This is a genomic window from Roseibium sp., from assembly GCF_025698965.1.
In the GTDB taxonomy this organism is placed as follows: Bacteria; Pseudomonadota; Alphaproteobacteria; order Rhizobiales; family Stappiaceae; genus Roseibium.
The window spans coordinates 1-13,126 of sequence record NZ_JAILWL010000143.1 but is presented as its reverse complement, the minus strand read 5'-3'; the positions used below and the strand labels follow the sequence as shown (position 1 = coordinate 13,126).

The following is a 13,126-nucleotide window of genomic DNA, read 5'->3' as shown; positions in this document are numbered from 1 at the left end:
CCGCACTCCATCACCTTGCGGCCGGAGAAGTCTGGTCACCTGAGGAAATTACTGCCCGCCAGTCACTGATCCGCAGCAGTACGGCACATCTGCCGACACCCATGGAATGGGACATCGTCGAAAGCCTGCCGGTGTCGGAAGATATCAAACGTCAGACCGGTAAATGGCGGGAGCATGTTGAGGCGTACAAAACAAGCCTCTCGCACCTGGCGCAGGCCGGCATCAGAACCGTCTGTTACAATTTCATGCCTTTGCTGGACTGGACCCGCACGGACCTTGCATATGCAGTGAAGAGCAAGGCGACATGCATGCGCTTTGATATGATCGATTTTGCGATGTTCGATCTTTGCCTTTTGAAGCGCGAGGATGCGGCCGACAGTTTTCCTGACGACGTGATCGAGGCTGCGGACCAGCGGTTCCACGAAACGGATGATGCTTTCAAGGATGCGCTTCTTCGAAACATCATTTGCGGCCTGCCTGGCGGCAACGAGCAATTGACGCTGGACGATATCCGGGATCACCTGGCCGCATACAAACCATTCGATCATGATGCACTCTGCCGCTTTCAGTCGGACTTTCTGGAGCTGGTCGTCCCTCACGCCCAATCACTCGGGATCAGGCTTTGCTGCCATCCGGATGACCCGCCTTACAGCCTGTTGGGTCTGCCGCGCATCATGTCGACCGAGGCAGACTACGCACGTCTGGTCAGGGCAGTTGATTTGCCGGCAAACGGCATCACTCTTTGCGCGGGCTCCTTGAGTGCACGTGCCGACAACGACCTGCCAGGCATGATGCAACGTTTGGGCACACATGTGCACTTCCTGCATTTGCGCAACGTCAGGCGCGAGCATGACGGACTGTTCGGGTCCTTCCACGAGAGCGAACACTTGCACGGTGTGGTCGACATGCCGGCCCTGATCGCAGCCGTACTCGATGAGGAAGCGGACCGCCGAGCCAGCGGACGGGCGGATCATTCGATCCCCTTTCGTCCGGATCACGGTCAGGACATTCTCGATGACTTGTCCCGAAGCGCCCAGCCCGGCTATCCGGCAATTGGCAGACTGAAGGGCCTTGCGGAGTTGCGCGGTGTCATCGCGGGACTGTCTTTCGCGCGCTCCGGAAGTTCTGCGTGAACCTTTTCAGAGTTCATGAAAGGGATCTCGCGGCGAGAGACTATTCAGCAGCCTTGGCGGTCAGTTTGTTCAAAGCACCGGTCATTTTCTTGATGCTGGGGTGGTCTGCAGGCAGTCCGTGTTCGGCTGCAAGGGCGGCCGGCGCGCGATAGACGATCACCGTCCCGTCGCTGGTTTCGATCACGGCAACCCGGATCGGCAGATCGAGGCCAGCCTTCGGCGCGTCGCGAATAACCGGCGTGCCCAGTTGCGGGTTGCCGAAGATCACGACTTCGTTGGCCGGTATTTCCATGCCGACATTCTTACCGCCCAATGCGTGGTCGATACGGGCAAACACCTTGGCGCCCGCATTTTCAACGGCGGCAACCAGGTTGTCGGCTGTCTGAGTGACTGAATGCGGACTGGATACTTGAACAAGCTGGTCATCGGCAGCCTGTGCGAAGCCGAGAAACGAAGAGAGCGCGAAGGCGGAGAGCAACAATTTGGCGGCAGATCTGAACATGGAAATCTCCTTGGAATGTAACAAGCAATCGTAGCAGTTTCATTCACGGATTGCGGTTCGCATCGATCACAATTTGATGACAGGAGGGCAGCTCATTCAGGTCAAAATATGACGCTGAATTCTCTCTACTCCGGCTTGGCTCTCCTGACGATTTGCCGAATTGCGATCAGGCTGATGATCAGCCAGCAGCTTGCACGAAACGTCATCGCGACAACGGTGCGTGTCTCAAAGGCAGCGCCACTTGCGATGTGGAGACCGAGATAGGTGAAAACACCGAGAATTGCCAGAAAGAGCAGGACGGAGGCGATGACAGCCCATCGTTTTCGACGCCACAGACCGGCTCCAGTCAGGACATAGGCAAAGCCCGAAACGAAATTGAACCACAGCACGAATTGCACCACATCGCCGAATCTCTCCCTGATACCTTCACTGGAAAACAGTGCAATGCTTCCGGACAATACGGTCAGAATGCCGAAGATCACGGCAAAACCAGCTGCAAACTTAAGCGGATCGGATCTTTTGCCGGTCTGCGATGTCATGCTGTAACCCCGCTTACTGATAGAGCTTCTGCTCACGTTCATTCAGAAATTTCATGCTAGCGGGGGCAGGCTGTTTCTGCGAATTTCAGGCATGCGTCATAGCAGCGCGACCGAGATCGAAAAGAACCGGGGGACCAGTGATATACCCCCAACGCCTTCAAATAACTTGGAGTGTCTGGAGTTTCCATCCATGAAAACCATTGTCGCGACCATGGACATCGAAACCGGTGAAGAAACCGTGATCTTTACTTCCGAACACCATTTGGAGGCCCCGAACTGGACACCGGACGGAAAGATGCTTCTGGTGAATGGTGAAGGGCGCCTCTATCGACTTTCGTTTTCTGAACCGGTGCTGCAGGTAATCGATACGGGATTTGCTGACCGGCTCAACAACGACCACGGCATTTCACCAGACGGTACCCTGCTGGTCATCAGCGATGCTTCCAGAACCGATGAAAGTTGTATTTATACGGTGCCGGTCAACGGCGGCGCGCCCCAAAGGGTGACGGATAATGTTCCGTCCTACTGGCATGGCTGGTCACCGGACGGCAGCACGCTTGCCTATGTCGCAAGGCGTCCTGAAACAGAGGGGACGTTTCAGGTGTTCACCTGTCCGGTGAGCGGGGAAAGTGAAAACCAGATCACTGAAAATTTCGATCACTGCGATGGTCCGGACTTCACACCGGACGGTGCCTGGATATGGTTCAACGGTGAGCGGAGAGACGGTAAGGGCGGAAGCTCGGTTCAACTCTGGCGCATGCGCCCTGACGGCGCGAACTTGCAGCAGATGACCCGCGACAAACGGGTCAACTGGTTCCCGCATCCATCACCGGACGGTCGTTTCATTGCCTATCTCGCTTATGAGGCGGGCACAAGAGGACATCCGGCGAACCGGAATGTGGAACTGCGTCTCATGCCTGCGGAAGGTGGGTCTCCGCGAGTTCTTCTGTCCCTGTTCGGAGGGCAGGGGACAATCAATGTCCCCTCCTGGGCACCGGACAGCAGAAGGTTTGCCTATGTTCGCTATGAGCCCGAAGTTTAACCGGAATTGAAGGGACACCGGTCGGGCGAATGCCGGTGTCCCGCTGCAGTCGGGGAATTGTCAGGCGGTAAACAATCCCTCGCTGGTGAGCAGTTCTATGGCTGGTAGCAGGTCGGTCGGATCGACATCCGACGGAATGCCGTTGAGCTCGATCGTACCGGTCGGATGAGTGATCAACAGGTCGCCATCACCTGAATCTCCAAGTGTCACGGCGGCCTGCAATCCATCGGCAGGATCGGTGTCGAAGAACAGGAAGTCGGTAAACTGCAGACCCTCCTCGCCATTTGCTTCTGCGATCGCTGCAAGCACACCTGGATCGCCATCTCTCAGGTCCAGCACAAGCTTGTCCGAATTCGGGTTGAAGTCGGCAATGACATCGTTGCCTTCGCCTTCCCGGAACGGGTTGAAGACGAAGCAGTCGGCGCCTCGACCACCGACCAGGAAATCGTTTCCTTCTTCACCCTCAAGGGTGTCCTTGCCCCGGCCACCGTTCAGGTAATCGTTATCTTCGCCCCCTTTGAGCATGTCATGACCGCGGCCACCGTGAAGTGCGTCATTGCCCTTGCCTCCATCGAGCGAATCTTTACCGCGCCCGCCCTTCAGAAGATCCCAGCCGGATCCGCCTTCCAGAGTGTCGTGACCCCGGTCGCCTTTCAAAATGTCATTGCCTTCACCACCCTTGATCAGATCATTGCCACGACTCCCGTGAATGATGTCGTTGCCGCCAAGGCCATTGGCAATGTCGTCGCCGCGCCCGAGCGAAATGAAATCGAATGTTTCGGCGCCGACAACAATATCCTGGCCACGACCGGCAAAGGTGAAGCCACCGTCCGAAATGGTGATGTCGTAAGGCAGAAGCACGTTGTCGAGAACATGAACGATGCCGTTGGAGGCTTCAATCCCGTTTTCAGACCCTGCCGGGTTGGTGACATTCGGATCGGCAAAATCCGGATCCTTGTCGCGCAGGGTCAACCCGTTCGGCCGGATCGTGTCACCGGACAATGTGTCGATCGAATTCGAGTTGACGACTTCCTCGCCCGTGAGAGCTTCACCGGCGATATGGTAAGTCAGCACCGTTTTGAGAAAGTCCAACGGGCTGCTGGCCGGTGACAGCAATGCGGAAACGGCGAGAAGGGTTGCGACGGCCGCGTTTTCGTCATCGCCGACGGCTGGATTGAGAGCATTGGCGAGATTCAGGAAAGCCTGGTCGGTGGGAGCGAACACGGTCAGTTCAGCTTCCTCGTTTCCTGCCGCGTCGACAAGGTCGGGAAACAGACCGAGCGCTGCTCCGAGAATGTCGAAGTCGCCCTTTGTGTCACCATCCAGATCAGGGTTACTCAGTGCTATGTCAAGAATAGTATTTGCAGGCATACCTTACCTCCCGTGACGTCCCCCAACGCAGCTGACTACGGTGGCCGGGCAAAGCGGATTGGTGACGGTTCCTGCGAAAACAAACTTGCATTTTTGCCAATATGAACAAGGTGCAGCCCACCTGGAATCCGTAACTGTCAAAAACACTCAATTGATCAGGCACTTGTCCGATGGTGCTTCCGGGTCCTTTGAAGATCAGGAAATCCCTGCATCAAACGGGGTAAAACTATCTGTCGATTTTTGCGATTTTGATGGTGCAATGTCATTTTTGACAAGGTCTTGGCAACATCTGCCACCATCAGGTTTGACCGGTTTGCAGGAGATCGGCCAACCGTTTCATTTCATGGAATGGGACTGCCTTCGGATGTCCGGAATGCAGGTTGCCGGAAAGAAACTGAAACGCTCTCATTCCGGCGGCAAGGGCCGCGTCGACACCGATGTCACTGTCTTCCACGACTGTGCAATGATGTGGTTGGAACCCCATCTCATTCGCCGCATATAAAAACAGTCCCGGATCCGGTTTCCAGCAGCCGACATCATATGAGCTGAAAACATCGTCACCGAAATGGTGCGCGAGACCGCTGACCTGAAGCGCTTGTCTGATTTTCGCAGGTGGCCCGCTGGAGGCAATGCATATGGGGAGGTCCAGATCATCCAGCATCTTGGATGCACCTGGGATCGGCTTCAAACTGGAGGCAAAGAGTTCCGAGACGTGTGCCCTGTAGATACGCTCGAAGTCCTTCGGCAGGGGAGCGCCCAGGTGCTGTGCAAGATCGGCAAGAATAATGGCCAGTTTCCTGCCGCGATAGCGCTCGACCAGCTTGTCCAGAGGAACCGTGAGCTCCGGCAACAAATCGAGGAATGCCTGATTGCAAAGGGCTTCGCTGTCGACAAGCGTACCGTCGAGATCGAAGATGACGCAGATATCTGCCATGTCACGGTCATCTGCCTCTGATTTCAGGCCATTGGGATCTGCATGTCACAGCGTCCTGTTGTGACCCGTACCAAGACTGTAGCGCCGGATCACGCCCCTTCCGACAACCCGTCAAATGCCGCCAGTGCTTCGGCTCCGTAAATCATGGACGGTCCACCTCCCATATACATGGAGACGCCGATCACTTCGAGAATTTCTTCCCGGGTGGCGCCCAGCTTGGCTGCGGCACGGGCATGATAAGCAAGACAGCCGTCGCAACGGGCCGTGATGCCGATTGCCAGTGCGATCAGTTCCTTGGTCTTGGCGTCGATTGCCCCGGCTTTCATTGCGCCTGCCGCCAAGGCCCCAAACCCCTTTGCGGCATCGGGTGCGCCTTTTCTGACCTCAGCCATTCGGTTGTCGGTCTGTGCGATGAATGCTTCCCAATCGGCGACGGCCATTGTGATTCTCCTTGTGCGTGCGCCGCACCCTAAGGAGGGCGGAAAGGTGAAGCGTTGATGTGCGTCAACGAGGGAAGGGAAAGGAGCGCAGAGATGACTTTTTCCCACCCGGGACAAAATGTCCGGAGTGCAGCAAATGTTCGCCATAATTTGTTCAATCGAAGCGTGCCTTATGTCGCTTGTATGAGCCACCGTTTCCAACGTCAGCCGCTGCTGACGAGCTTAAAGGGGGAGAAACGCCTCATGAATAAGTCAGCCCTTGCCGCGACCGTTGCAGGGTTTGCCCTGATCTCCGGCAGCCCGGTGCAGGCCGCCGTTCAGGAGGCCGTGGACGCTTGCATCGACAAGTTGCGGGCGGAAGGCAGCCCCGACAGTAAGGCAGGCACGGTTTTGAGTTCCGAGTTCTCCGAAGCAGGTACGTTGGTCATGTTGAAGGATCGTGGCGGCACTGTCTGGCGCTGCATTGCATATTCCGATGGCACGGTTGGCGAACTCTCGGTTGCCGACCCGGCAGATGATGGCGGCGGGGCGATGGATGGCGCCGATACGTCGGCTGCGACGTCAACCGAAACTGCGCCGGCAGCGACCACAACAGAGGGAACCCAGCGGATCAGTTTTGCCTCTGGCACATCAGGTGCGGTTGTCGATGTCCATCTGAAGTCCGGCGACGCGATGAACTATCTTCTAGAGGCAAGGGACGGACAGTTTCTGGATGTCAAACTGGAGACCGACAGCCGCTCACTCTTCTACATGATCTATGTGCCGGACGGCGGCATCCTTTATGAAAGTTCCCAGGCCGGTAACACGTATCGCGGTCAGCTTTATGAGACCGGCGATCACCGGATCGAGGTTTTCTATAATGGCGATGTCGGCACGGAAGGCATGGGACGCCTGACGATCGGGATTGAATGAGTGTGCGGGTCCGACCGGTTGATCACCGGCCGGACGGCAATATCAGGCAGCCTTTGAGCCGCCGGTGTTCAGCTTGAGCAGATTATCCATGCCGAAGCTGGAGAAAAGGGCTTCCGTGACCTTTTCCGCATGTTCGTTGTAAGGCTTGATCGGATCCGACATGCCGCTTCGATCCACTTCCGTCCGGAACGGCCGCGTGCCCGGTGCCTTGCTGATGACATCTACAACCGCATCGGCGACGAGTTGCGGGGTTTGAAGCGGGTTGGCGGCAAGAGATTTGCCCATTTCCTCAAGCATGTTTTCCGGTGCGGCTGCCATGTCGCCATATCCCGAATCGCGGTCGCGGGACGAAGGCCGGATCAGGTTGCCGAAGAAGTTTGTCGGAAAGCCACCCGGTTCAATGACCGCAACGTCCACTCCAAACTGGCTGAGTTCGACGCGGTAATTCTCGCTGAGAGCCTCAACCGCCCATTTGGCGGCATTGTATGGTCCAAGAAACGGAATGGTAACCCGGCCCAGCAAACTGGTGACATTGAGGACGAGGCCGGAGCCGCGGGCCCGCATCTGTGGCAGGACGGCGCGAGTCATCCGCTGGACGCCGAAGACATTGATATCAAAGATGCGGCGGAAGTCCTCGGCGGAGAAGTTTTCCTGCAATCCGTGGGCGCCCGCTCCGGCGTTGTTGATCAGGACGTCGATGCTGCCCAGGGCGGTCTCGGCAGCCGCGACGCCCGCCTCGACAGAAGCGTCGTCGGTCACGTCGATATCCACGATCTCGACACCCAGTTTGCGCAAAGAGGCTGCAGTTTCCGCATTGCGCCGTTCCGGATCGCGGACAGTTCCCGCAACGCGGTGACCTGCCTTGACGAGGTCCGTAACGATCAGATTGCCAAATCCGCTGCTGGCGCCGGTAACCAGAATATTCATGTCTTTGTCTCCAGTTCGGGACCCGGCGTGACGGGTCCGTTTGTGATGAGGCGAAGATATGACTTGTGCGCAATGTGCAACAGAGGTAGAAAATTGAACTTATGGTTCACGATTTTAGAACAATTGGCCTGCCGGCCATGCTTAGTTTTCACACCGTTGCACGGCTTGGCGGGATCAGTGCTGCGGCAGACCATCTCAGCCTCGCCAAATCCGGTGTAAGTCGCCATGTTTCCCAGCTGGAAACCCATTTCGGAATCCAGCTTCTCGAACGGGGTGGGCGTTCCGTCAAACTGACACCGATAGGCATACGCCTTGACCATCGTATCCGCTCGATACTGGCGGAGGTCGACCTGCTGGACGACATAGCGCGCGAGGAGGGCGCAGGTATTTCTGGGCAGGTGACGATTACAACCACACCGGATTTCGGCAGGCTGGTCGCTTCCACACTGTTTCCCGCAGCATGCAAAAGGCACCCGGATCTTTCCCTGGTAATGCGAACGGCCTATGCCTTTGAAGACATGCAGGACCCGAGCACCGACATCGCGTTTCGGATCGGACTGTTCAAGGACGATCGGCTTGTGGTTCGCGAGTTGGGAGCCTTCCGGTTTTTTCTGGTAGCTTCACCGGAACTTGCGCGTACGAGAATGCTCACCCGTCCGGAAGATCTGGCAGATTTGCCCTGTCTTACTTTTCGTGCCGACAGACCGCGGTCGACATGGACCTTCCATGCACCTGACGACCAGGCGACAGTGGAGGTCGCGGGGCCGATTGCGGTGCAAAGTTTCGACATTCTTTTACAGCTTGCCATCGCCGGTGAGGGATATGCTCTTCTGCCTGAAATCATGCTGGGAGACGCGCTTGAAAGCGGTGCATTGGTCAGGTGCCTGCCGGACCATGCCTCTCGCCCTTATCCGGTATTTCTGACCTACCGGCCGGGAGCCCGGCGCGTTGCGCGGGTCGATGCAACGGTTGCCCTGGCTGAAGAGCTTATTCCGCTTCGCCTATCTGATCGAAGGCTCTGAGAAGCGCTGGGCATTCCTCAAAATCGGAACAGGAGCGGTGTCACCAGCACAGTCGTCAGTCCGACAAGCAGTGTCAGCGGCACACCCAGTTTGAGGAAGTCGGAAAAGGCGTAGTTGCCCGGTGTGACGACGAGCGTGACCACCGGTGTCGAGACCGGGGTTGAAAAGGCCGCGGAGGCTGCGATCAAGACGGTGATCGCAAGAGGATAGGGCGATACTTGCAGGGCTTCAGCCGCCGTGATGGCGATCGGGGCGACCAGAACAGCGGAAGCGGTGTTGGACAGGACCAGGCCCAGAGCGGCCGTCAGCAGAAACAGTGCCGCCATCATCACCCGCGGATTTGCCTCGCCGACGAGATGAAGCAGTTGCTCCACGATCAGGGCCGAGCCTCCGGTAATTTCCAGGGCATTGGCCAGCGGAAGCATACCGGCGATCAGAACCAGGGTCGTTAGGCTCACCGAGCGATAGGCGTCCTCTGCATCCATGGTTCGGAACAGAACCGCCGCGACGGCGGCCATCAGAACCGCAACGGTCACCGGCACGATATTGAGGGCACTCAAAACGACCATCCCGGCGAGGATCGCAATCGCAACAGAAAACTTGGACAGCATCGGCACGGTGTCTTCGCGTTCCTTCGGGTAGGAGAGAAGAACGAAATCGTCTCGTTGATCCAGAAGGTTGTCGAGTTCCTCCCAGGGACCGAGCACTAGGAGCCGGTCTCCCTCCTTCAGCCGAGTGCCTTCCATATCGGTCTGAGGGTCGCCATTTCGTAACAGCCCGATGGCCTCAAGTTCCCGGACATCGTGGGAAAGTGCTTCATTGGCGGTTTCGCCGATCACGGAGGCTTCGGGATGCACCATCACATCCGCCATTCCGAGGCAGTCTCTCCAATCTTCGACGCGGGCACCGTTTACTGCCCGCCGGGTGAAGTCGGCACGCGACGCAATCTGGTCCAGGACTTCAATCGGTCCTGTGACCAGGACGACATCGCCTTTCATCAGCTCCATGCCATCCTTGAACAGCACCGTTTCTCGCTGACGGTTCGCACCGCGCCGCCGCCGCGCCACGAACTTGGCGCCTTCGGCAGTCAGTTGCCGGATGGTTTCCAGCGAGACGGAGCCTCCGATCAGGAAATCGTTGACCTCACCCTGCATTTGAAATGCCATCCACATGTCCGCCGCAGTGCGGGTTGCGCGCCGTTTGTTGGGTTTGGCGGTGGAAGGTTTCGCCCCCAAAAGGCTGCGTCCCCAGAAGAGCATGTAGGCAATCGTGACGACCAGGATCAGCATCCCGATCGGGAAGAAGGAGAAGAAGCCCAGGGGCTGATAACCCTGTGCAACGAGTTCGTCGCTCACAACCAGGTTCGGCGTCGTTGCAATCAGGGTCAGCATGCCGCTGATCAGGGCGGCATAGGACATCGGTAGCAGAAGGCGGGATTTGTTGAGGCCGGTATCTGCCGCAATTTTCAGAACGATCGGAATAAAGATCGCCACCACGGCGGTGGAACTCATCACGCTTCCAAGAATTGCCGAGCTGACCATCAGGAGAACCGTGAGCCGGGTTTCGTTCGACCCGCCCTTCTGCAGGATCAGATCGCCGACATATCTGGCGACACCTGTTCTTTGCAGCATCTCACCGACAACGAGGAGGCAGGCGACCAGGATGACCACCGAGCTGCCGAACCCTGAAAGTGCTTGTCCGACGGTCAGGATGTTGCCGAGAATCAGCGCCAGAACCACCAGAAGGGCGACCAGATCGTAGCGAACACGATTGCTCGCCATCAGGACGGCAGCAACCCCAATCACTCCAAAAACGAATAGAATATCGTGTGACATGGCATGAAGTTCCGGTTCGAAAGAAGAATAGGCAACTGAAACCGAACGAATTCTGTGCCAAATGAAATCGAAAACCGGAAAAGAGTACAATGTTCTTTGCAAAAGCCCAAAATCCCCGAACCCTGCTTGTGGTAAGCGGGAACCGGTCTTGGTAGAATAAACAAGTGTCTGCAGTTGTTGAGCGTAAAGCTGGCTGCACATACCGCCGAGTGGCCAATAAGCAACGATTTTCTGGATGGAAATGTCAAAAGAAACAGACGACTTTGAAGAGCTGGTGGAAAAACTCAGCCAGGAAATCTACAGCGGCGCGCTCCGACCCGGCGAATGGCTCAAGCAGATCGATGTCGTCAAACGGCATGATGCCAAGCCTTTTTCCGCTAGAAAGGCCTTTCAGCGGTTACAGGAAAAAGGCCTCGCCGAATACGAAAAGAACCGGGGATACAAAGTCGCACACCCGTCCGAAACCGAACTGCGGCAGGTGAAGGAAATCCGGTGCATCCTGGAGGTTGGAGCAACGGAGGACATTCTGCGCAACATGAAGAAGCGCACGCTCCAGTCTCTTCGGAAACTGGCAGAAGAATTTGACGAGGCAATCGAGACAGGGTCGAAGGAAGACCTTCGAAACATCAATTTTGCATTCCACGACAAGATGGTTCGGCAGTGCGGCAATCCCATGCTGGCAGACATGATTGACGAATTGCGTAAAAGGCAGATCCCGGGCACTCGTGATGTCTGGAGCACGGTGCGTCAGATGCGCGTGAGCGCCCAGGAACATTTCGACATGCTCGATGCGATAGAAGCCGACGACCTATCAAGGTTCCGTGATGTCGTGCATCATCACATCATCAAGGACATTGAAAACACCCTGCCTTTGCGCGCCCGCAAACCCAGCCAGCGGACGGCCTGACACGCTGCCCGTCAGGAAACCAGCTGCAGGGCCGAAGGCGGCACGTGGAAGTGGGCATATTCGTAATGCGGAGGCGCAGCGCTGTACAGCCGGACGACTGAATCATCGACGCAGACCGATATCTGATACCGGTCACCGAAATAGGCTGTATCGATGATCTTGCCGCGCAGGACGTTGACGTTCTCGTCCGTAGTGCCTGAATTCGTTACCGACACAACGCATTCCGGACGAAAGAACGCCATCAGATCCCCGGTTCCAACTTTTTTGTTTTCATCTGGCTGTTTGATCAGCAGAGATTGGCCGTCCCGTAATCGGATTTCGATATTCGTGTCGCCGGACCGGATGAATTGCCCATTCAGGAAATTGCTGGTCCCGATGAATTCGGCAATGAAGGACGTTGCCGGCTTGTTGTATATTTCGTGCGGGGTACCGAGTTGAACAAGTCGGCCCTTGTCCATCACTGCGATACGGTCCGAGAGGCTCAAGGCCTCGGTCTGGTCATGAGTAACATAAAGTGTTGTGAGCCCAAGCCGAATGTGAAGCTCCTTGAGCCATTGACGAGCGCGGTCGCGTATCTGTGCATCAAGATTGGAAAGAGGCTCGTCGAGCAGCAGGATGCGGGGTTGGTAGACAATCGCGCGTGCCAGCGCGACCCGTTGCTGCTGTCCGCCGGAAAGCTGCGATGGATATCTTTCGGAAAGCTTGTCCAGCTCGACGAGATTCAGCGCCTCTTCAATGCGCCTTGACCGTTCGGCCTTTGGGATCTTCCTGAGTTTCAGGGGAAATTCCAGGTTCTGGTGAACGGTCATGTGCGGCCACAGGGCATAGGACTGAAACACCAGTCCGCAGTTTCTCGCTTCCGGCGGGAGGTAGGTTCCGTCGCTGCCGTCAAAATAGGGTGTGCTGCCGGCAATGATCCGGCCTTCGCTTGGTCGGTCCAGACCGGCAATGGCAGCAAGGGTCGTCGACTTGCCGCATCCCGAGGGACCAAGCAGGGTCAGGAATTCGCCTGAAGAAGCGGTGAAATTTATGTCTTCTATCGCGGCAATGCCGCCGTAGCGTTTGGTCAGGTTTTTTACAATCAGATCAGCCATAGATGTTCACCTTGAAGATGCGACGCGCCGCAGTGACGAAGATTATTGTTGTGACGATTTGAATTGTTGCGAATGCCGCCACCAGTCCGGTATCGCCTGCACCCCACAGGAACAGCATCATCGTTCCCATGACTTCGCTTCCTGGAGAAAAAAGGAAAAGTGCTGTCACGTATGTCTTGAGATGGATGATGAACAGCAGGGCGAAGCACCCGAACAGCGTCGGTTTCAGGATCGGAAGGATGATCCGGGTTGCGGCAATCCACCAGCTGGATCCGCTGACGCGCGCGCTTTTGTCGAGATCGGTGTTTATCTGCATCAATGCAGGCAGGATCAGGCTGATGCCGATAGGAATGGATGTCATCGTATAGGCAAAACCCAGGATCCAGACCGTACCGCGCATCCATTCCAGTGGCGGGAGCACGGCTGCCGCGAACAAAACACCGAGGCCTGCGATAATGCCGGGAACGG

General features: G+C 56.7%; 14 protein-coding genes. 5 read left to right on the top strand and 9 right to left on the bottom strand.

All coding sequences use genetic code 11. The features are described 5' to 3' along the window. Positions 1-1,133: mannonate dehydratase (gene uxuA, locus K5905_RS13405; protein ID WP_297584654.1), on the top strand; the 1,133-nt coding region annotated here is incomplete at its 5' end. A gap of 40 nt (positions 1,134-1,173) precedes the next feature. Here the strand turns inward: uxuA and K5905_RS13400 are convergent. Beyond that, the gene (locus tag K5905_RS13400; protein ID WP_297584651.1) at positions 1,174-1,635 is read right to left on the bottom strand and encodes a DUF302 domain-containing protein; all 462 of its coding nucleotides are present in this window, start codon (positions 1,633-1,635) and stop codon (positions 1,174-1,176) included. 125 nt (positions 1,636-1,760) lie between these two features. After that, on the bottom strand, positions 1,761-2,174 hold the full coding sequence (locus tag K5905_RS13395) for a hypothetical protein (protein ID WP_297584648.1): 414 nt from the start codon (positions 2,172-2,174) through the stop codon (positions 1,761-1,763). A 190-nt stretch (positions 2,175-2,364) separates the two neighbouring features. Here K5905_RS13395 and K5905_RS13390 point away from each other — a divergent pair, with 190 nt between their 5' ends. Beyond that, a complete protein-coding gene (locus tag K5905_RS13390; protein ID WP_297584644.1) occupies positions 2,365-3,216 on the top strand; it encodes a hypothetical protein in 852 nt (283 codons plus the stop codon). A gap of 60 nt (positions 3,217-3,276) precedes the next feature. Here the strand turns inward: K5905_RS13390 and K5905_RS13385 are convergent, their stop codons facing one another. From K5905_RS13385 to K5905_RS13375, 3 genes are all read right to left on the bottom strand, one after another. Continuing rightward, positions 3,277-4,587, bottom strand: a complete 1,311-nt coding sequence (locus tag K5905_RS13385; RefSeq protein ID WP_297584640.1) for a fasciclin domain-containing protein — start codon at positions 4,585-4,587, stop codon at positions 3,277-3,279. A gap of 298 nt (positions 4,588-4,885) precedes the next feature. Then, entirely contained in the window at positions 4,886-5,521 is a 636-nt protein-coding gene (locus K5905_RS13380; RefSeq protein WP_297584637.1) for an HAD-IA family hydrolase, read from the bottom strand. A gap of 89 nt (positions 5,522-5,610) precedes the next feature. After that, complete coding sequence (locus tag K5905_RS13375) at positions 5,611-5,961, bottom strand: carboxymuconolactone decarboxylase family protein (RefSeq protein WP_297584634.1); 351 nt, start codon at positions 5,959-5,961, stop codon at positions 5,611-5,613. 243 nt (positions 5,962-6,204) lie between these two features. On the opposite strand from K5905_RS13375, the gene K5905_RS13370 reads away from it, so the two are divergent. Beyond that, positions 6,205-6,873, top strand: coding sequence for a hypothetical protein (locus tag K5905_RS13370; RefSeq protein ID WP_297584632.1), 669 nt, complete (start codon positions 6,205-6,207; stop codon positions 6,871-6,873). Positions 6,874-6,915: 42 nt separating this feature from the next. Here K5905_RS13370 and K5905_RS13365 read toward each other — a convergent pair whose 3' ends face one another. Continuing rightward, positions 6,916-7,800 (bottom strand): SDR family oxidoreductase, encoded by an 885-nt coding sequence (locus K5905_RS13365; RefSeq protein WP_297584629.1) that lies wholly within the window; start codon positions 7,798-7,800, stop codon positions 6,916-6,918. Between the two features lie 101 nt (positions 7,801-7,901). Here K5905_RS13365 and K5905_RS13360 point away from each other — a divergent pair, with 101 nt between their 5' ends. Then, a complete protein-coding gene (locus tag K5905_RS13360; RefSeq protein ID WP_297584627.1) occupies positions 7,902-8,822 on the top strand; it encodes a LysR family transcriptional regulator in 921 nt (306 codons plus the stop codon). A 17-nt stretch (positions 8,823-8,839) separates the two neighbouring features. Here the strand turns inward: K5905_RS13360 and K5905_RS13355 are convergent, their stop codons facing one another. Beyond that, a complete protein-coding gene (locus K5905_RS13355) occupies positions 8,840-10,657 on the bottom strand; it encodes an SLC13 family permease (protein ID WP_297584623.1) in 1,818 nt (605 codons plus the stop codon). A gap of 241 nt (positions 10,658-10,898) precedes the next feature. On the opposite strand from K5905_RS13355, the gene K5905_RS13350 reads away from it, so the two are divergent. After that, on the top strand, positions 10,899-11,564 hold the full coding sequence (locus K5905_RS13350; protein ID WP_297584620.1) for a GntR family transcriptional regulator: 666 nt from the start codon (positions 10,899-10,901) through the stop codon (positions 11,562-11,564). Between the two features lie 11 nt (positions 11,565-11,575). Here K5905_RS13350 and K5905_RS13345 read toward each other — a convergent pair whose 3' ends face one another. Both K5905_RS13345 and K5905_RS13340 read right to left on the bottom strand, forming a co-directional pair. Continuing rightward, the gene (locus K5905_RS13345; protein ID WP_297584617.1) at positions 11,576-12,658 is read right to left on the bottom strand and encodes an ABC transporter ATP-binding protein; all 1,083 of its coding nucleotides are present in this window, start codon (positions 12,656-12,658) and stop codon (positions 11,576-11,578) included. Then, the coding region (locus K5905_RS13340) for an ABC transporter permease subunit (protein ID WP_297584614.1) at positions 12,651-13,126 on the bottom strand (476 nt) is incomplete at its 5' end. The genes K5905_RS13345 and K5905_RS13340, both read right to left, overlap by 8 nt.